The organism is Ihuprevotella massiliensis (genome assembly GCA_900095835.1).
In the GTDB taxonomy this organism is placed as follows: domain Bacteria; phylum Bacteroidota; class Bacteroidia; order Bacteroidales; family Bacteroidaceae; genus Alloprevotella; species Alloprevotella massiliensis.
Window position 1 is genome coordinate 1,671,550 of record LT608321.1, and the last position, 19,303, is coordinate 1,690,852.

Genomic DNA, 19,303 nt, shown 5'->3' on the forward strand with positions numbered 1-19,303 from the left:
AGTAGCCCCGAGGGGAATCGAACCCCTATTTACCCTTTAGGAGAGGGTTGTTCTATCCATTGAACTACGAAGCCAAGATTTCATAGGAATAAGCTTGGAATAACTATGCAAAAATAAGGATAAAAACCGAAACTTCCTCATCTTTATTAAGTATTTTCGTGGGATTCCATGCAAATCGCTGGCAAAAACTTTGCCTATGCCCATTTTTTTCGCGAAATTTGCGCTAGCATTCTATCTATAACTCATTTCTTTATATCATTCTATGCTAACTTCTATTATCGTAGCCGTCTTTTTTGTGGGCTATCTCTGCATCACACTAGAAGATGTGCTCAAAGTTAACAAAGCGGCTGTAGCCTTGCTTATGTGCGTGATTTGCTGGGTATTGTACACCTCAGGCGCAGCTCAATATCTTTCTGCCGAAGTGCTCCAAAGCATTGGAAATGGCAGCGTAGCGCAATATGTTTCGGAACATAGCCTACGCGAGCATTTAGGCGAAATCACTGAGACACTCTTCTTCCTCATGGGAGCTATGACCGTGGTGGAAGTGATTGACACCAACGGAGGCTTCAATTTTGTGCGTGATGCACTCGAAACCCACTCTAAGCGCGCCCTTCTCTGGAAGATTGCTTTCATCACCTTCTTCCTCTCTGCTGTGCTCGACAACCTCACCACTACTATTGTGATGATTATGGTGTTGCGCAAATTGGTGCACAACCACAACGACCGTCTCATCTACGCCTCACTCATTGTGATTGCAGCTAATGCTGGTGGTGCTTTCTCTCCCATCGGCGACGTCACCACCATCATGCTCTGGATCAAGGGCAGCCTCACCGCTGGCGGTGTAATCAAAGAAATCTTCATTCCTAGCCTTGTGGCGATGGTAATTCCAGCCCTTTTGTTGCAGTTCCAACTCAAAGGCAATCTAGCCACAGCCGATGATAACAACGCGGTTGCAGCACATGTTGGACACCAATTCGGAAAAATAGAGCGCAACATTATCTTTGTTCTCGGAGTAGGTGGTCTCTTGTTTGTGCCCATCTTCCACAATTTCACCGAACTTCCCCCCTACATGGGCATCCTCCTCGTGTTGGGTCTGCTCTGGACGGTGACCGAAGTGTTCTATCGTCGCAAGGCGCATCGCGACAGCACCATGAAACAACGCGTGGCAACGATCCTTCACAAAATCGACATGACCACCATCCTCTTCTTCCTCGGCATTCTTCTTGCTGTAGCGACCTTGAAGGAAACTGGTGTTCTCCCTGCTTTTGGTCAATGGCTTAACGAAGTGTCTGGTGGAAACCACTTCTTGGTGACTGGTGTCATCGGTGTGGCATCCTCGATTGTCGACAATGTGCCCCTCGTGGCTGGTTGCATGAACATGTACCCCATCGAAGCTGCAGGCGATTTCGCACAAGACGGCATCTTCTGGCAACTCTTAGCTTACTGCGCCGGTGTGGGTGGTTCTATGCTCATCATCGGAAGTGCTGCTGGTGTAGTGGCGATGGGATTGGAAAAAATCTCCTTCGGCTGGTACATGAAGAAGATTACTTGGGTAGCTGCTGCAGGCTACTTCGCAGGCATCTTGGTCTACTATGTGGAACGTGTCATCATCCACATGTAAACACACCACACATAGCACATTAAACTGAGATTGCCGCTCATGTTTAACCCGTGGGAAGAATCTCTATTTCCCACACAAATCAACAAAGCTTTATGAAGAAGACTTTGCTAACACTTGTGGTGCTCCTCACCACAGCCCTTTCTGCGAACGCTTTTGGCGATTTTCGCTTCGGTGTAACTGGAGGTTATAATCTCTCTTCTGCCTCCTTCGACAAGACAACATTGACTCGCACGCTCGAAGGTAAGAACGGTTCGGGCTGGTTCATCGGTCCTAAAGCCTACATGGGCTTGATTGCTGGCCTCGGTGTGGAAGGTGCATTGCTCTACAACCAACGCGAATACAAAATCGCTGCTGGCAATCTCGAATTGACGCAAAAGCTGAAGTCTGTGGACATTCCGCTCAACTTGAAGCTCAATCTCACCGTGCAAAAAGTGGGAGTTTATCTCGCCACTGGTCCTCAATTCTCCTACGGATTGGATGGTGACAAGGTGAACCTCTCCACTTTGATTGACAACACTGTGTATAAGACCAACAACCTCACCACAACTTGGAACTTTGGTGCGGGTGTAGCGCTCGGTGGTCACCTTGATCTCGGCATCGGCTACAACGTAGCACTCGGAGAAATGGGAGAAAAAATCCTCAACTCTGTAGACATCAAGACCGGTCAAAAGGTGTTGCCTTCTTATCGTCTGAATACTTTCAACGTGCAGGCGACTTACTATTTCTAATCCTCCAGGATTTAATATCAACACTCAACTACTTACACAACAATGATTCGTATCAATTGTTTTTTCCAAGCCAACGAAGGCCAATATGATGCAGCACTTCAAGCTGCTCTCGCTCTCACCGCTGCTAGCCAAAAGCAAGAAGGCTGCGTGTCTTACGACGTTTTCGAAAGCGGCACTCGTAGCGATGTGTTCATGTTCTGCGAAACTTGGACAAATGCCGCAGCTCTCGAAGCTCACGCTGCTAGCGAAGAGTTTAAGACCTACGTGGCTCAGCTCAAAGAGCTCGGGCTTTTGAAAATCGAAAAGTTCGATTTCTAATCCGTCACTGAGATTATTTCATCTCCTTATATACATTCTCGCGAGTTGCGCTACGACTTCCCGTCGTAGTGCCTCGCGAGCTATGTTGTTTTTGTGAGAAAGTTTTTTGATGCGCGCTTGACATCGCACGGAATAGTCTGATTATTCGATTGAGAATCTTTGAAAATCAACAGAATACATTCACAGATGGGTTGAAATCTACCCTGAATAGTCTCATTCCGTCCTGCAATTCCTGTCCTCTCTCGGCGAAGCCTTCAAAACTGCGCTTATTCCCTCTCTCTATGCTCAAGAATATTCCTCCCATCACCCGCAATCTCCTCTTCATCAACATCATCCTCTTCATGGTGCAACAGGTGATTTCGACGCGTTATGGTGATGTGCTCACCGAACTCTTCGGGCTTCACTTTGTGCTTGCCCCTGCTTTTCGCATCTACCAACCACTCACCTACATGTTTCTCCATGCTTCGTGGAGTCACGTCTTGCTCAACATGTTTAGTTTGTGGATGTTTGGTCGCATCATTGAGCAAACCATGGGGCAAAAACGCTTCATCATCTACTATCTCATCTGCGGCATTGGGGCTGCTTTCTGTCAAGAGTTGTGGCAATTTGGAGAATACTATTTCTCTGGCATGGCACACTATGATGCAGCCAATGTGAACGGCGTAATCATGCCGATGAGTTCTCTGTTAGACCAGTGGGTGACCATCGGTGCGAGTGGGGCTTGTTATGGCGTACTCTTGGCTTTTGGGTTGACCTTCCCCAACGAGCGCATCATGCTCCTCTTCCCTCCCATCCCGATGAAAGCCAAATACTTCGTCATCGGTTATGCAGCCATAGAAGCCTACTCCGCCTTTACGTCCAACGGCAACGTAGCCCACTTTGCCCACCTCGGAGGTATGTTCTTTGGTTGGCTCATCTTCCGCTATTGGCGCAAGCAGACGGAGCGCAGACAAGCTGGCTTCCAAGGTTGGAACAACTATCGCGGCACGCAACAAAGCGGAGGTTACAACACCAATAGCGGCAGTTATCAGCAAAACAATGGAGGTTTTCTCCAGCAAATCCGTACAGCCTTTGAGAAATTCGGAGCCGCTGTCGAAAACTTTTTCAAAAACCTCTTCTCCACCGGTTCCTCCTCTCAGCAACAGCGCCAAGGTGGCAACTACTCCAACGGGGCTTCACCACAAAATCCCTCCAATTCCGACCAAGCCTACAATTCGCAGCGTCGTGCTCAACAAGCACGCATGGATGAAATCCTAGAGAAAGTGCGCCGCTCTGGCTATGCCTCTCTCACGGAAGCAGAAAAACAAGAGTTGTTTAATAATAGTCGACGATAAATCCAAACTCTACGGGCAACTTCTCCTTGTTTCTTAAGGAAAACTGCTTGTCCATTTATCCGAATATATGCCGTTCTTTTCAAAATCCCAAAACCCACGCAAAGATGCGTCCACCCCCTCCCCCATGGCGCACATCTTTGGAATGCTCTTGTCGGGAGCATTGGGTATCTCCATTTTGGGATTATGGATTTCTGCCGCTAGTGTCTACATCGACCCACGTTTTTTCAAGTGGATCGGAGTCGTAGGCTTAGCATTTCCGATTTTTCTCTTCGGCACGCTCTTCCTTTGGATCATAGGATTGCTCTTTGTGCCGCGCAAAACGTGGTTGCTCGGTTTGATAGGACTGGGCGTTTGTGCACAGCACATCTACACCTATTGTCCCATTCATCCCTTCATCGACAATGAAACCACCACTGCCACTGCCAACCAAATCAAAGTGGTGAGCTATAACACCTTCTTTTTTGGCAGAGGTATGGAACAGCAAGACGAACTGGTGCGCTATCTCATTGATCAGCACGCCGACATCATCTGTTTTCAAGAAGGAGAAGCCAACCCCGATAACCTCAAAAAGATAGAAAGCCGCTTTGCTCCAACGCCAACGCACTATATAAGTTATGAGGGAACACAAGAAGAAGTGGTAGGCATCATTAGTGCCTATCCCATTCTCGAACAAAAACTCATCATTGCCTATCCTGGCAATGCCATCTACGGCTATCGCTTGCAGCATCCACGCGGAGAACTCATTGTCGTAAATTGTCATTTCCGCTCCAACCTCCTCTCAGGTCCTACGCTCGAAGGCTACACCGACATGATGCACGGCAAATCAAAAGAAGACAAGCGCAGTCAGTGGAACAACACCAAGACCCTGTTTTCAAAAATAGCTCACAGTGCCACGGAACGCTCTGAAATGGTGGATGCCGTGGAAGACTATTTAGCACAACACAAAGACAAACCCGTCATTCTTTGTGGAGACTTCAACGATACTCCCATTTCCTACACCCGCCATCGCGTGGCAAGTTTAGGACTCACCGATGCTTTCCGCGAAGCTGGTCAAGGTTTTGGTTTCTCCTTCCGACGTAATGCCATCAGAGTGCGCATCGACCATATCTTTTGTTCCAAAGATTTCGAGCCCGTTCAGGCTAAAGTTGACGAAGAAGCCCCTTATTCAGACCACCAACCCATTTCCGCCACACTCGTGTGGAAGAATGAGAAAAAATAGACAAACAAAAAAAGATTCCTATACAGCTCATGAACATCGAAAAATTGCTCACTGCTGCCGTAGTCAACGCCATCAAAGCCCTCTACGACACTGACATCACTGCCGATCAAGTGCAGGTGCAAAAGACACGTCCCGACTTCGAGGGTCACCTCACTGTCGTTACCTTCCCCTTCTTGCGCATCTCCAAGAAGAAGCCCGAAGAAACAGGTGAAGACATCGCACAATGGCTCATCGCCAACACAGACCTTGTCTCCTCTTTCAACACGGTAAAGGGCTTCCTCAACCTCGTCATTGCACCAGCTCAATGGTTGCAGCTCCTCGCAACAATCGATGCCGATGCACACTACGGACTTCAGCTCCCCAACGACGAAAGTCCCCTCACCATGGTGGAATATTCTTCGCCCAACACCAACAAGCCCCTCCACCTCGGACACGTGCGCAACAATCTCCTCGGATGGGCAGTGTCTAAAATCGCTGAAGCCAACAACCAACGTGTGGTGAAAACCAACATCGTCAACGACCGCGGTATCCACATCTGCAAATCTATGCTCGCTTGGCTCAAATATGGCAACGGAGAAACACCAGAATCTTCTGGCAAGAAAGGCGACCACCTCGTGGGCGACTACTATGTAGCCTTCGACCAACATTACCGTGCTGAAGTGGCTGAGCTCAAAGCTCAACTCATTGCTCAAGGTGTAAGCGAAGAAGAAGCTGAAACACGCGCCAAAGCTGAAGTCCCCTTGATGGTAGAAGCTCGCGAGATGCTCCGCAAGTGGGAACAAGGCGACGAAGAAGTGCGTGCTCTATGGCGCAAGATGAACGAATGGGTGTATGCTGGTTTTGACGAAACCTACAAAGCCCTCGGTGTGTCGTTCGACAAAATCTATTACGAATCTGACACCTACCTCGAAGGTAAGGAAAAGGTGGAAGAAGGTCTCGCCAAAGGTCTGTTCTATCGCCGCGAAGATGGTTCGGTGTGGGCTGATTTCACCAAAGAAGGTTTGGACGAAAAACTCCTCCTCCGCGCCGACGGCACTTCAGTCTACATGACCCAAGACATCGGTACTGCCAAACTCCGTTTCCGCGACTATCCCATCAACAAGATGGTCTATGTGGTGGGCAATGAGCAAAACTATCACTTCCAAGTCCTCTCTCTCCTCCTCGATCGTCTCGGCTTTGAATGGGGCAAGAGCCTCGTGCACTTCTCCTATGGTATGGTCGAACTCCCCAACGGCAAAATGAAGAGTCGTGAAGGCACCGTGGTAGACGCAGACGATTTGGTAGAAGGCATGATCGAACAAGCTCGTCGCACCATGGACGAAGCTGGCAAAAACACCGACATGAGCGAAGCCGAAAAGCAAGAAGTAGCGCGCATCGTAGGTCTTGGCGCACTCAAATACTTCCTCCTCAAGGTGGATGCGCGCAAGAACATGGTGTTCAATCCTGAAGAATCCATCGACTTCAATGGCAACACAGGTCCTTTCATCCAATACACCTACGCCCGCATCCGTTCCATCCTCCGCAAAGCACAAGACGCTGGCATCGTCCTCAGCGAAGAATTGCCAACTGATGTGGAAATCTCTACTAAGGAAGAAGAAATCATCCAGCGTTTGGCTGACTTCCGCGGTGTGGTAGAAGCTGCTGGAGAAGACTATTCTCCTTCAGGCATTGCCAACTACTGCTACGAATTGGTGAAACTCTACAACCAATTCTACCACGAATTCCAAATCCTCCGCGAAGAAGATGCAGCGAAGCGCAATTTCCGTCTCATCCTCTCTCGCAACGTGGCGAAGGTAGTACGCCTCGGCATGGAGCTTCTCGGCATCGAAATGCCTGAGCGCATGTAGTCCATAGCCACTAGGCATCTCTATCATGGGCGGTGGCGAACACGTCACCGCCCATTTTATTTCTCGCATCTATGGTGCCGCTTTCTGGTCGTGAGCGCAGCCCTATGACAGCCCCTAAAGTTCATCATTTATAGGATACAACCCTATGTCGAAAAAGCCGAAATACTACGTCGTGTGGCAAGGTCACAATCCAGGTGTCTATGACAACTGGAACGACTGTGCCGAACAAGTGAAAGGTTTTTCCAATGCGCGCTACAAAGCCTTCGACACTGCCGAAGCTGCCCAACAAGCCTTTCAAGAAGCACCAGAGCAACACATCACCTCGCGTGCCACCTCGGAAGAAAAGGCATCGAAAGCTGCCCTCCGAAAAGCCAACACTTCGCTTGCCGCCCTCTCCCCACATTCTCCCAAAGAGCGTCCCATCCTCATGCCCTCGCCCGATGTGATGGAGAAGGTGGGGTTTTCCACTGTCGTCGTCGACGCAGCCTGTGCCAAAAACCCCGGTCCTATGGAATATCGCGGCATCTATTTAGGCACAGGACAAGAGATTTTCCACTATGGTCCTGTCTTGGGCACGAACAACATTGGCGAATTTCTTGCCATTGTTCACGCTCTCGCGCTGATAGAGAAACAAGGACTCAAAGACATCACCATCTATAGCGACAGCCGCACCGCCATCAGTTGGGTACGCCACAAGAAGTGCAAAACCACGCTCGAACAGACAGAGCGCACCGCTCCTTTGTTCGACATGATTGCTCGTGCCGAACAATGGCTCAAAGCGCGTCGCATCACCACACGAATATTGAAGTGGGAAACCCAAGAGTGGGGCGAAATCCCTGCCGACTTCGGACGCAAATAACTTGCGTCCATTTTTTTTGCGCTGCTCCTGTCTATTCCTCTTCATATCCCCACTTTCTTTTCATCCACATTCCTACACATATAGGGGTGGATGAAGGGGCAAAGAGAGAAAAATATGCAGAAAACTGCACTTTTTTCTTTACTAGTAAAATATTTTGCTATATAGACATTACAATAATGATATAAACAAAGGATTTTCTCCCGAATAGTTTCTTCCGCCTTTCACAGCCCTCACTGCGCTCTATCTGAGGAATAGTGGAATTGTGGGTCGAAAATCAGAGCTCACCTGTGCAGCAATGCAGAATAATCTTTGATGACGCAAAAGAAGAGAGGGTAAGTCCCAGTTCACCTACAAAACCCGTTGGCTGAATTTCCAAAAACAGCGTAAGCTCAACAACGAGTTTCTCGCGCGCGTGCGCACGCTACAGCGATGATGCACTTTTTGCTTTCACAACCTTCACACTCACCCGCTATTACTGCTCAAAGAACGAATGAAATTCAAGGACTTACGCAAAAAAACGTGGGAGATTTTTCAGAAAAAGTCCAACGTTTTTCCAAAAACGTCCGATTTTTTCGAGAAAAGCTCCGAGTTTTCTTATCCTCCCTTCCCACAACCCCAAAAAACACTGTAACCATCCTCAACTGCTCTGATTGCTGACCCACCTGCTTTTCCACCCTAATTTACCTCTCCTACGGGGTCTTTTCGCCCATGTTTCACGCAGAATGGCGTGAAACATTAAAAAGATGTTTATAAAACACCTATAATCCACTAGAATAGAATGCATTACACGGAAATCTGTGAAGGTTGTGAAAGCAAAAAGTGCAAAAGTGCAGGGTGCGCGCGTACGCGCATGCGCGAGAGAAGGAGCTTTTTACAATTATTAAATCCCAATCGGTCGTTATATCCTGAACCTATTTTATTGGATGGCTGAACAGATGGTTTGTTGTTAGTCTGAAGACATAGCGACCTACATCAAGAACGAACGACAAACAAGATGTCAACTAGAAAATGAATCTTGTAAGGAAGTAAAAGCATCGTGGAAAAAGAGGTGGAAAAACAGTGGAAAAGCCTTGCATAACCCAAGGATAACTCTCACTCACACCTAGCTCATTGAAGGAAGAACCAAAAGACTTATTATCAACATCTTTCCACAGTTTTACCAAAGTTCTACATGAGATATTCACAATAAAAAGTAGGTTTATCCACGTGGGTGGGAAAACTACAATTCGTTCATACTAAGGCATTGGAAGCTATCTCAAAGTATTTATCCACATTTTCCACAACGTCTATACATACACCAGTAGTTGTTCTCTCTTTTTTAGTAGGTCATTCTCTTTCTCTTCTTTCCTTCTAAAAAAGAAAAGAACTTATATAGTGATGAAGAAAGAAAAGCGTGTGGAAAAGTGGATAACTCCCGGCGCGCGGTCGGTGGTGGGCGACGAATCAAGGGGAGGACGCCTGCTGGATTATAACAGAGGATGCTGTAAAAAAATAAAGGCAGTGAAAGCAGACTTCTGCGGAAAGGGGTTACAAAAGTGGGTGCCCCTGCAAGTGGGCACGGTCTGCACCCGAACCCTCGCCACTTCATGGTGCGCTATAAAGAGAGCGGAGCAGGCAAGTGTGGCAAGGTGGTGCCAAGAGCAGCAAAGGAGCTGTCACTGAAAGAAAGGCGAAAAGCCTGAAAAAGGACAAATATGCAGACCAATGCAGCAGAATCTAGCCGAAAAACGCTAAAAAAGAGAGAAAATCAGATTTTTGTTTCTGAGTTGGGAAAAGTCTTTCTATTTTTGCATATTGATATATAGTGCCTAAGTAGGACATTGTCCGAAACGACACCTTTCACGCACTCACAAGTAGCCACATGAAACCAATGAATACCCTCCTGCCTGCTATGGCGTGCCTCACGTTGGGCACTACTTTATTGACGGCATGTTTCAACGACGACACCACTACCACGGCAGAAGTGTCGACAGACTGTGTGGTCACTTCCTTTGGACTGGGCAATTTGCAGCGCACGCTGCACGTTCGCACCACCGATGGCAAAAAGGATAGCAGTTATGTGCAAAATATTGCTGGCATTAACTATGCTTTCACCATCGATCAGGAGCGCAACACCATCTACAACCAAGATTCGCTCCCTCACGGCACAAGTCTGAGCAGTGTCAAACCACAGACGTTTACGGTGAGTGGCGTAGCACGCTTGGTGAGCCTGCTCAATCAGTCCGACACAGTCTTCAGCGCCACCACAGCGGTGGATTTGACAAAGACACGTACGCTCCATGTTTATGGACTAGACGGTGTGTCGCGTCGCAACTACACGCTCGAAGTGCGTGTGCACCGCGAAGAAGGAGACAGTGTGACCTGGACACAGCCCACCGAAGCTGCTTGGACTGCGCAAGGATTCACCTTCCCTGCAGCAGGAACTTGGCAAGGCGAAGGCCGCCTGTTTCGTGTGCAAGGCACAGCGGTGTTCACCTCCACCGATGGCACCACTTGGACCAAAGATAGTGTAGATGTCACCGATGCAGCTTATCTGCCCGATGCCAACATAGCCGGCACCGTGCTAGCGGCTCGCGATGTGAATCATCTGCAAGAGTGGGTGATGTGTGGCACTAAAAATGGAACTGTTCGCGTGTGGACACGCAAATGGGACACCAGTGGCACTTATCAATTCCGTTGGGAATTGATGCCCCCTCCCATCACGAGCGGATATACTGCCCCCGTGCTGGAGAATCCTCAGATGCTGCCTTATGATGGAGGAGTGCTCTTGGTAGGACGCACCACCGAAGGCACACCAGTGTTGCGCTATAGTCGCGATCGCGGCAGAACGTGGGTGAGTCATCCCACCTTGGCATTGCCTGCTAGCTTCCCAAAGACAGTGAGCAGCATGCAAGCCGCAGTAGACGCTCGCGGACAGCTCTGGATCCACACCGACAATGGCGTGTGGCGTGCTCGTCTGCATCGCCTTTCGTGGAATACCACTTCCACCACTTTCTGAGCAAACGAAGGAGGCAAAACCCTCGTTCGACATTGACACTCGGGGCAATACTTGCCCCTGCGACACAATAGAAAGGGAAGTAATGCCGTTATATACAGATGACACTGGCTGTGTAGGTGTGAGGTTCACACACACACTTGTGTAGATTCCATCTGATTTCTCTTTCAATTTTCACCTCTATGACACGAACTCTCCTTCTCTTCCTCGGGTGCTGGTGGCTCTTTTGGATGGTCCCTAGCGAAAGTCGAGCACAAAACGAAGAATTCTTCACCAAAGAGTGGGGCGTGAGTGTGGGTATGTCGCAACCTTTAGACGACACCAACCCCTCCTTGTTGAGTCATCCTGGTGTATCCTTTGGCGGCACGGTGCGATGGATTTACAATCCTCGCTTAGCCTTGCGCACCTCGATCAACATTCATACGATAGGTGGGAACACCACGGGATTGAAAGACTTCTATCCCACTTCTCCCTCCGCTGTCGACAAGCAGCCCCTGCGCTATAGCTATAGTGGAACATTGCTCGACCTAGCGGCAGTGTATGAAATTCATTTTCTACCCTACGGTTTTCATCGTGGCTATTTAGGCTATCGCCGCCTAGTGCCCTACATGCAGTTGGGACTGGGCGCGGCTTATGGTAGCGAATCGGGGACTGTGACCCCGATAGTGCCCATCGGTGTGGGGCTGAAATATAAGATTCGCCCTCGACTCAACCTTGCTCTCGACTGGAGCATGCGTTTTAGTCTTTCTGATGCCTGGGACGGACTCGAAGCCCCTCACGCACTGAAGAGCGACTTCTTCCGCAACAAAGACCACATCGGACTCCTGCAGCTCACCCTCACTTTCGACTTTTCACCCCGTTGCCCCACATGCAACAAAGCTGATTGACCTATGAACACTCTCGACAAAAGTAGAATCCCTCGACACATCGCCATCATCATGGATGGCAATGGACGTTGGGCAAAAGCCCGTGGAATGGAACGCTCCATGGGACACCAAGAGGGCGCACAAACGGTGCGAGACATCACCGAAGCCGCGTCTAAGTTGGGAGTGAAATATCTCACGCTCTACACCTTCTCCACGGAGAATTGGAACCGTCCTTCGCACGAAGTGGCAGCGCTCATGGCACTCATCATCGAAAGTCTCGAAGAAGAACTTTTCATGGCAAACAATGTGCGCTTGCAGATCATAGGCGATCGCAGTCGACTTCCTGAGTTTGTGTGCGAAGCCTTGTCGCGCTGTGAACAAAACACGGCTGCCAACACTGGCATGACCATGGTGCTCGCCCTGTCTTACTCCGCTCGTTGGGAAATCACCGAGGCGGCACGACAACTGGCAGAACAAGTGCAACGCGGAGAACTTCGTGCTGAAGAAATCACCGAAGAAGCGTTCCAAGACAAGCTCGCCACGCGCTTTATGCCCGACCCTGAGTTGCTCATTCGCACCGGAGGTGAGCTGCGCTTGAGCAATTATCTCCTCTGGCAGTGCGCTTATAGCGAACTTTACTTCACAGAAACTTATTGGCCCGACTTTACAGCGGAGCATCTCTATGCTGCCATCGCAGATTATCAAAATAGAGAGCGCCGCTTTGGCAAAACTTCAGAGCAGGTGACTTCCCACGAGGGTTAGTCTTGCTCCCAGAGATAGGCTCTACAGTGAGCTGCTCTTTCCTACTATCCTGCCGATGCTGTGGTGCATTCCGCGCTAGGCTTCTCTCAACAGACCATCTCCCGAACGTATCCCGTTTATGAAATATCTGCACCCCTCCCTTTTAAGTCTGCTTTTGTCGGTGGCGCCTTTGGCTGCCGCAGCACAAAACACGCAGACGAAGCCCGAAATCGTCTATTCTCTCCAACCTCGACAATATGTCTTGGGCGGACTTGTGGTAGATGGCATAAAGGGCTATGACAACGACCTATTGGTGAACATCGCCGACCTAGAAGTAGGCCGCACCTATGCCGTGCCTGGCGATGATATTTCGCGTGCCGTGCAGAACTATTGGAAGCAAGGTCTTTTCTCCAACGTGAAAGTGGAGGCAGATAGCATTGTCGGCGACAAAATCTACCTGCATTTCAAACTCACCGCCCAGCCTCGTATTTCGGCATTGCGATGGAACGGCTTGAAGAAGTCGCAGCGCGAAGAATTGGAGCAACGTGTGCCCCTGCGTGTGGGCAATCAGGTGACGCCCAACCTCGTGGACCGCACGAAACTCCGCATTCAAAAGTATTTTGAAGAAAAGGGCTACAAGAATGTCGAAGTGGAGGTGGTGCAACACGAAGATGTGACTGCCGACAATCATATGATTGTGGACATCAACGTGAATAAGAACGACAAAATCCTCATTCGTAAGATTCACATCACGGGAGTAGACCCCGAATTGGTGACTCCTTTGAAAAACGCCATGAAGAAAACGAGCGACCGCTCAACCTTCAAAAAGTGGATTACCTTCGCATCACGCAAATTCCGTCCCGAGCAGTATCAAGAAGACAAGGGATTTCTCATCGACAAAATGAATAGTTTGGGTTATCGCGACGCCTTGGTGCTGAGCGATTCGGTGGTGACAGTGGATCCCAAACACGTGGATGTCTACTTGAATCTCAATCAAGGCAAGAAATACTACATCCGCAACATCTCTTGGGTGGGCAACACCGTCTATCCCTCTGACGCTTTGATGCAGCAACTCCGCATCCAAAAGGGCGATCTCTACAACCAGACCTTGCTCAACAAGCGACTCAGCGAAGACGAAGATGCGATTGGTAAGCAATACTACAACAACGGTTATGTGTTCTATCGCCTCGATCCTGTGGAAACAAAGGTGGAAGGCGACAGCATCGACCTAGAAATGCGCATCAGCGAAGGCAAACAAGCCACGTTCAATCGCGTGCGCATTTCGGGTAATGACCGTGTGTATGACCACGTGATTCGTCGCGAAATCCGCACGAAGCCTGGCGACCTCTTCTCCATCGAAGCGTTGCAACGCTCTGTGCGCGAATTGGCAGCCACAAAGCAGTTCGACAACGAAGTGCTCCAGAGTGAAATCTTCAAGAACATTCGTCCCGACGACAACACCGGTACGGTAGACATCACTTATCCTCTCGTGACGAAGGGTAGTGACCAGATAGAAGTGTCTGCCGGTTGGGGACCCACAGGGGTGATTGGTCGCGCAAGTTTGAAGTTTACCAACTTCTCCATGCAAAATCTCTTTGGCACCAACGGTTACAAGCGCGCAGGATTCATTCCTCAAGGCGATGGACAGACCTTGCAAGTGTCGGTGCAGAGTAATGCAAAGTATTATCAGAGCTATTCTCTCTCCTTCATTGACCCCTGGTTTGGCGGAAAGCGTCCTAACCAACTCTCTGTGTCGGCTTTCTATTCACGCTATACTGACGTGAGTTCTAGCTATTATAGCAGTACCAACTACTACAATAGACTCTATGGTTATGGCACGAACTCTAGTGCTTACAACTATGCTAACTACTACGATCCCGACAAATACATGCAAATGTTGGGAGCTAGCATCGGATTTGGTAAGCGTCTCCGCTGGCCCGATGACTATTTCTCTTTCAGTGCCTCGCTCAACTACACGCGTTATAGCTTGAAAAACTGGCGCTACTTCCTCATCACCAATGGTGTGAGCAACAACATCAACCTTGCGCTCACCCTTGCGCGCTCCAGCATCACCGATCCTATCTTCCCCCGTGGTGGTTCGGACTTCTCGTTCTCCGTGTCGTTCACCCCACCTTATTCGTTGATTGACGGAAAGAACTACGAAGGATTGGCAACCAATGTGCTGAGCGCCAACTACGATCGCGAAGCACAAGAGAAATATCGCTGGATCGAATATCACAAATGGAGCTTGAAATTCCGTACTTACACGGCGCTCAACTCTAGTTTGCGCCACGTGCCCGTCATCATGACTCGCACCGACTTCGGTATTCTCGGAGCTTACAACCGCCATCGCAAGTCACCCTTTGAAACTTACTACATGGGTGGTGACGGCATGAGCGGCGGAGGCTATGGATATGCCAGCGATGTCATTGCCCTCCGTGGTTATGAAAATGGTGCTATTGCCGGTAACACCGGTAACAATGGTCTTGGTCGGCAAAACGCCTATGCTTATACACGTTTGACACTCGAACTTCGCTATCCGTTGATGCTTGAAGCTACGTCAATTTATGCGCTTGCCTTTGCCGAAGCCGGTAATGCGTGGGTAGACATCAACAAGATGAACCCCTTCAAGCTCAAAACCTCCGCTGGTGTGGGTGTGCGCATCCTCTTGCCGATGGTTGGTCTCATGGGTATCGACTGGGCTTATGGTTTCAAGAAGACAGAATATGGTCAGAAGATTGGTGGAAGTCAGTTCCACTTCGTCCTCGGACAAGAATTCTAAGCTTTTCCCTGCCTAATATCCACTTTTCGCAGGCAAATTTCGCCATTTGCCTCCTGCTAAAAACAACACTTGTGTGCGTTTGCATCAGGCTATTTTGACAACTCCCACTGCTCTGAGAAAGCGGTGGGAGTTGTCTGTGTTATCTTTCTCTGAAATAGTGCAGAAGAATATTGGATAACCGCGCAAAAATCCGTACCTTTGCCAAGGTAATTCAACATAACCCCAAACATTTCTGCTTACATGATTTCTTTTTTCCGCACACCTGCGCAGAGCATCATTGCCACACAAGTGGATCACCAGCTCTCCGATGATGAAGTGAAAAAACTTTGCTGGCTTTTTGGCGAAGCCACTCTTGATGCAGCCCCCGCACTTGAGGGCTGCTATGTAGGACCACGCAGAGAAATGATTACGCCTTGGAGTACGAATGCCGTTGAGATCACACAAAATATGAATCTCAGCGGCATTTTGCGCATTGAAGAATTCTTCCCCGTGGGGGATGCTTCGGCTAATCATGACCCTATGCTTCAACGACTTTACGAAGGTCTTCACCAAGATATCTTCACCATCAGCCACACCCCAGATCCCATCCGCACAGTTGATGATCTCGAAGCCTACAACGAGCAGGAAGGTTTGGCTCTTTCTCCCGCCGAAGTGGAATATCTCCATGGTGTAGAAAAGCAACTCAACAGAAAACTCACCGACAGTGAAGTCTTTGGCTTCGCACAGCTCAATTCCGAACACTGTCGTCACAAAATCTTCGGTGGTACGTTCATCATCGACGGCAAGGAGCAACCTTCTGCCCTCTTCGCCATGATCAAACGCACTACAAAGGAGAATCCCCATCGCATCCTCTCTGCTTATAAAGACAACGTGGCTTTCGCAGAAGGTCCTGTGGTGGAACAATTTGCGCCTGCACGCCACGACACTTCCGACTACTTTGTCATTCGCGACATCGAGAGTGTTATCTCTATCAAGGCAGAAACGCACAACTTCCCCACCACTGTAGAGCCTTTCAACGGAGCTTCTACAGGTACGGGTGGTGAAATTCGCGACCGTATGGGAGGTGGCGTTGGTTCGCTCCCCATCGCAGGTACAGCTGTCTATATGACTGCCTATCCTCGTCTTGACGGTGGTCGTCCTTGGGAGAGCAACATGGCAGAACGTCCTTGGCTCTACCAAACTCCTCAGCAAATCCTTACCAAAGCCTCCAACGGTGCTTCCGACTTCGGTAATAAATTCGGACAACCCCTCATCGCTGGTTCTGTGCTCACCTTCGAGCACGCAGAACACGGTGTGAACTATGCCTTCGACAAGGTGATTATGCTCGCTGGTGGTGTGGGTTATGGCACAAAGCGCGACTGCCTCAAAGGCACTCCCGAGAAAGGCAACAAAGTTGTTGTCGTGGGTGGTGACAACTACCGCATCGGTTTGGGTGGTGGCTCTGTTTCTTCTGTAGACACTGGACGTTATCACTCTGGCATCGAGCTCAACGCTGTGCAACGTGCGAATCCTGAAATGCAGAAGCGTGCAGCCAACCTCGTGCGTGCGCTTTGCGAAGAAGAACACAACCCCGTGGTGTCTATCCACGACCACGGTTCTGCTGGACACGTCAACTGTCTTTCTGAACTCGTGGAAGAATGTGGCGGTACCATCGACATGAGCGCACTCCCCATCGGAGATTCCACCCTCTCTGCTAAAGAAATCATAGCCAACGAGAGTCAGGAGCGCATGGGCTTCCTCATCGAAGAAGAATATATCGACCAAGTGCGCAAAATTGCCGAACGTGAGCGCGCACCTCTCTATGTGGTGGGTGAAACTACTGGCGATGCCCACTTCGCTTTTGAACAAAAAGACGGTGTGCGTCCCTTTGACCTCGACGTAGCACAAATGTTTGGTCACTCTCCCAAGACCGTGATGACCGACAACACCGTGAAGCGCGACTATAACACTGCGCAATACGATGCAGCCCTCTTGGATGAATATCTCGAGAACGTGCTCCAACTCGAAGCTGTGGCTTGTAAAGACTGGCTCACCAACAAAGTGGACCGCTCCGTAACCGGTAAGGTAGCACAACAACAATGCCAAGGCGAACTCCAACTCCCTCTTGCCGACTGCGGTGTGGTGGCTTTGGACTATCGCGGAAAAGCCGGTATCGCCACTGCCATTGGTCATGCTCCTCAAGTCGGTTTGGCAAATGCTGCCGCAGGTTCAGTGATGGCAGTTGCCGAATCGCTCACCAACATCGTGTGGGCTCCCCTCGCACAAGGACTCGACAGCGTGAGTCTTTCCGCCAACTGGATGTGGCCCTGCCGCTCACAAGAAGGTGAAGACGCGCGTCTCTATGAAGGTGTCAAAGCCCTCAGCGATTTCTGCTGCGAGCTCCACATCAATGTCCCCACTGGTAAGGACTCTCTCTCCATGACACAGCAATATCCTGACGGAGAGAAGGTGATTTCTCCAGGCACCGTCATTGTGAGTGCAGGTGGTGAGGTCAATGATGTGCGCAAAGTGGTGCGTCCTGTTGTGGTCAATGAGCCCAATAGCAAGATTTATCACCTCGACTTCTCTTCGCTCGCTCCTCAACTCGGTGGTTCTGCCTTCGCACAAACCCTCGGATATGTGGGTAGCGATGTGCCCACAGTGGCAGATGCCGCTTACTTCCGTTCTGCCTTTGCAGCTGTGCAAGCCATGGTGCAAGAAGGCATCCTCCTCGCTGGTCACGACATCAGTGCTGGTGGTCTCATCACTGCTTTGTTGGAAATGTGTTTCGCCAACACAGAAGGTGGTCTGACGGTGCAACTCGACAACCTCGGTGCTGCCGATCTCGTGCAACAACTCTTTGCCGAAAACCCCGCAGTCTTGGTGCAAGTAGCAGATAAAGACGAAGCGCGTTTCAATGCTATCTTGGCAGAACATGGCGTGAAAGCCACTGCCCTCGCTGTGCCCACCGAAGAGCGTCACCTCCTTGTTGAGAAAGACGGTGCAGAATACCAATTCTTCATCGATCATCTCCGCGATGTGTGGTATTCCACTTCCTTCCTCCTCGATGAGCATCAAAGTTTCCACGGCAAAGCAGCTGAGCGTTTCCGCAACTACAAGGAGCAACCCATCGAACTCAACTTCCATCCCTCCTTCCAAGGCACGTTTGAAAGCCTCGGAGTTTCTCCCGATCGTCGCACATCCTCTGGCGTTCGTGCGGCTATCATCCGTGAGAAGGGAACGAATGGTGAGCGCGAAATGGCGTATATGCTCTACCTTGCCGGCTTCGATGTGAAAGACGTGACCATGACCGACCTCGTCACTGGTCGCGAAACCCTCGACGACATCAACTTCATCGTCTTCTGTGGTGGATTCTCCAACAGTGACGTCCTCGGCAGTGCCAAGGGCTGGGCTGGAGCCTTCCTCTTCAATCCTAAGGCGAAGGAAGCACTCGACCGCTTCTATGCACGTCCCGACACCCTCTCCCTCGGTGTCTGCAACGGTTGTCAGCTCATGGTGGAACTCAACCTCGTCAATCCCGAACACAAAGAGCGTGCGCACATGCTCCACAACGACAGCCACAAGTTTGAAAGCGGCTTCGTAGGTGTTACGGTGCAAACCAATCGCAGCGTACTCTTCGAGAGTCTTTCTGGCGATCGTCTCGGCATCTGGATTGCACACGGCGAAGGTAAGTTCCAACTTCCCCAACCCGAAAGCGACTACAACGTGGTGCTCAAATACTCCTACGAGGGCTATCCTGCCAATCCCAATGGTTCGGACTACAACGTAGCCGGTATTGCCAGCGCAGATGGTCGTCACGTGGCAATGATGCCTCACTTGGAACGCGCCTTCCTCCCTTGGCAAAATCCATTCTACCCTGCAGAGCGTCGCGGTGAAGACTGCACGCCATGGCTCGAAGCCTTCGTCAATGCCCGCAAGTGGGTAGAAAGCCATCAAGCATAAGCGATTTATCTCGGTTTTATTCCCTCTATGCGATCAGCTCTCTGGTGAGTC

Annotated in this window: 12 protein-coding genes and 1 tRNA gene; 12 read left to right on the top strand and 1 reads right to left on the bottom strand. The window is 49.9% G+C overall.

The window, feature by feature from the left end:
* Positions 1 to 2 precede the first annotated feature (2 nt).
* Positions 3 to 74: transfer RNA gene (locus tag BQ2633_RS06885), tRNA-Arg, on the bottom strand.
* Between the two features lie 188 nt (positions 75 to 262).
* Between BQ2633_RS06885 and nhaD the strand changes: the two genes are divergently transcribed.
* The 12 genes from nhaD (at position 263) to purL (ending at position 19,252) form a co-directional block, all read left to right on the top strand.
* Positions 263 to 1,621 (top strand): sodium:proton antiporter NhaD, encoded by a 1,359-nt coding sequence (gene nhaD, locus BQ2633_RS06890; protein WP_075566005.1) that lies wholly within the window; start codon positions 263 to 265, stop codon positions 1,619 to 1,621.
* Between the two features lie 92 nt (positions 1,622 to 1,713).
* A complete protein-coding gene (locus tag BQ2633_RS06895) occupies positions 1,714 to 2,349 on the top strand; it encodes an outer membrane beta-barrel protein (protein WP_075566006.1) in 636 nt (211 codons plus the stop codon).
* A 42-nt stretch (positions 2,350 to 2,391) separates the two neighbouring features.
* On the top strand, positions 2,392 to 2,667 hold the full coding sequence (locus BQ2633_RS06900) for a putative quinol monooxygenase (RefSeq protein ID WP_075566008.1): 276 nt from the start codon (positions 2,392 to 2,394) through the stop codon (positions 2,665 to 2,667).
* A gap of 281 nt (positions 2,668 to 2,948) precedes the next feature.
* Entirely contained in the window at positions 2,949 to 4,001 is a 1,053-nt protein-coding gene (locus BQ2633_RS06905; RefSeq protein WP_075566010.1) for a rhomboid family intramembrane serine protease, read from the top strand.
* A gap of 124 nt (positions 4,002 to 4,125) precedes the next feature.
* On the top strand, positions 4,126 to 5,220 hold the full coding sequence (locus BQ2633_RS06910) for an endonuclease/exonuclease/phosphatase family protein (protein WP_075566012.1): 1,095 nt from the start codon (positions 4,126 to 4,128) through the stop codon (positions 5,218 to 5,220).
* Between the two features lie 29 nt (positions 5,221 to 5,249).
* The gene (gene argS, locus BQ2633_RS06915; protein ID WP_075566014.1) at positions 5,250 to 7,067 is read left to right on the top strand and encodes an arginine--tRNA ligase; all 1,818 of its coding nucleotides are present in this window, start codon (positions 5,250 to 5,252) and stop codon (positions 7,065 to 7,067) included.
* A 145-nt stretch (positions 7,068 to 7,212) separates the two neighbouring features.
* A complete protein-coding gene (locus tag BQ2633_RS06920; RefSeq protein WP_075566016.1) occupies positions 7,213 to 7,926 on the top strand; it encodes a ribonuclease H1 domain-containing protein in 714 nt (237 codons plus the stop codon).
* Positions 7,927 to 9,787: 1,861 nt separating this feature from the next.
* On the top strand, positions 9,788 to 10,924 hold the full coding sequence (locus BQ2633_RS06930) for a DUF6242 domain-containing protein (RefSeq protein WP_141700157.1): 1,137 nt from the start codon (positions 9,788 to 9,790) through the stop codon (positions 10,922 to 10,924).
* A gap of 179 nt (positions 10,925 to 11,103) precedes the next feature.
* Entirely contained in the window at positions 11,104 to 11,808 is a 705-nt protein-coding gene (locus BQ2633_RS06935; protein ID WP_075566022.1) for a porin family protein, read from the top strand.
* 3 nt (positions 11,809 to 11,811) lie between these two features.
* A complete protein-coding gene (locus BQ2633_RS06940) occupies positions 11,812 to 12,549 on the top strand; it encodes an isoprenyl transferase (protein WP_075566024.1) in 738 nt (245 codons plus the stop codon).
* 118 nt (positions 12,550 to 12,667) lie between these two features.
* Complete coding sequence (locus BQ2633_RS06945; RefSeq protein WP_075566026.1) at positions 12,668 to 15,310, top strand: BamA/OMP85 family outer membrane protein; 2,643 nt, start codon at positions 12,668 to 12,670, stop codon at positions 15,308 to 15,310.
* 240 nt (positions 15,311 to 15,550) lie between these two features.
* Entirely contained in the window at positions 15,551 to 19,252 is a 3,702-nt protein-coding gene (gene purL / locus BQ2633_RS06950) for a phosphoribosylformylglycinamidine synthase (protein ID WP_075566028.1), read from the top strand.
* Positions 19,253 to 19,303 lie beyond the last annotated feature (51 nt).

What these genes read in the sequence shown, in the direction of transcription:
- purL (WP_075566028.1), top strand. Translation starts at nt 15,551, where the DNA reads ATGATTTCTTTTTTCCGCACACCTGCGCAGAGCATCATTGCCACACAA.
- nhaD (WP_075566005.1), top strand. Translation starts at nt 263, where the DNA reads ATGCTAACTTCTATTATCGTAGCCGTCTTTTTTGTGGGCTATCTCTGC.
- BQ2633_RS06895 (WP_075566006.1), top strand. Translation starts at nt 1,714, where the DNA reads ATGAAGAAGACTTTGCTAACACTTGTGGTGCTCCTCACCACAGCCCTT.
- BQ2633_RS06905 (WP_075566010.1), top strand. Translation starts at nt 2,949, where the DNA reads ATGCTCAAGAATATTCCTCCCATCACCCGCAATCTCCTCTTCATCAAC.
- argS (WP_075566014.1), top strand. Translation starts at nt 5,250, where the DNA reads ATGAACATCGAAAAATTGCTCACTGCTGCCGTAGTCAACGCCATCAAA.
- BQ2633_RS06900 (WP_075566008.1), top strand. Translation starts at nt 2,392, where the DNA reads ATGATTCGTATCAATTGTTTTTTCCAAGCCAACGAAGGCCAATATGAT.
- BQ2633_RS06920 (WP_075566016.1), top strand. Translation starts at nt 7,213, where the DNA reads ATGTCGAAAAAGCCGAAATACTACGTCGTGTGGCAAGGTCACAATCCA.
- BQ2633_RS06930 (WP_141700157.1), top strand. Translation starts at nt 9,788, where the DNA reads ATGAAACCAATGAATACCCTCCTGCCTGCTATGGCGTGCCTCACGTTG.
- BQ2633_RS06945 (WP_075566026.1), top strand. Translation starts at nt 12,668, where the DNA reads ATGAAATATCTGCACCCCTCCCTTTTAAGTCTGCTTTTGTCGGTGGCG.
- BQ2633_RS06910 (WP_075566012.1), top strand. Translation starts at nt 4,126, where the DNA reads ATGGCGCACATCTTTGGAATGCTCTTGTCGGGAGCATTGGGTATCTCC.
- BQ2633_RS06940 (WP_075566024.1), top strand. Translation starts at nt 11,812, where the DNA reads ATGAACACTCTCGACAAAAGTAGAATCCCTCGACACATCGCCATCATC.
- BQ2633_RS06935 (WP_075566022.1), top strand. Translation starts at nt 11,104, where the DNA reads ATGACACGAACTCTCCTTCTCTTCCTCGGGTGCTGGTGGCTCTTTTGG.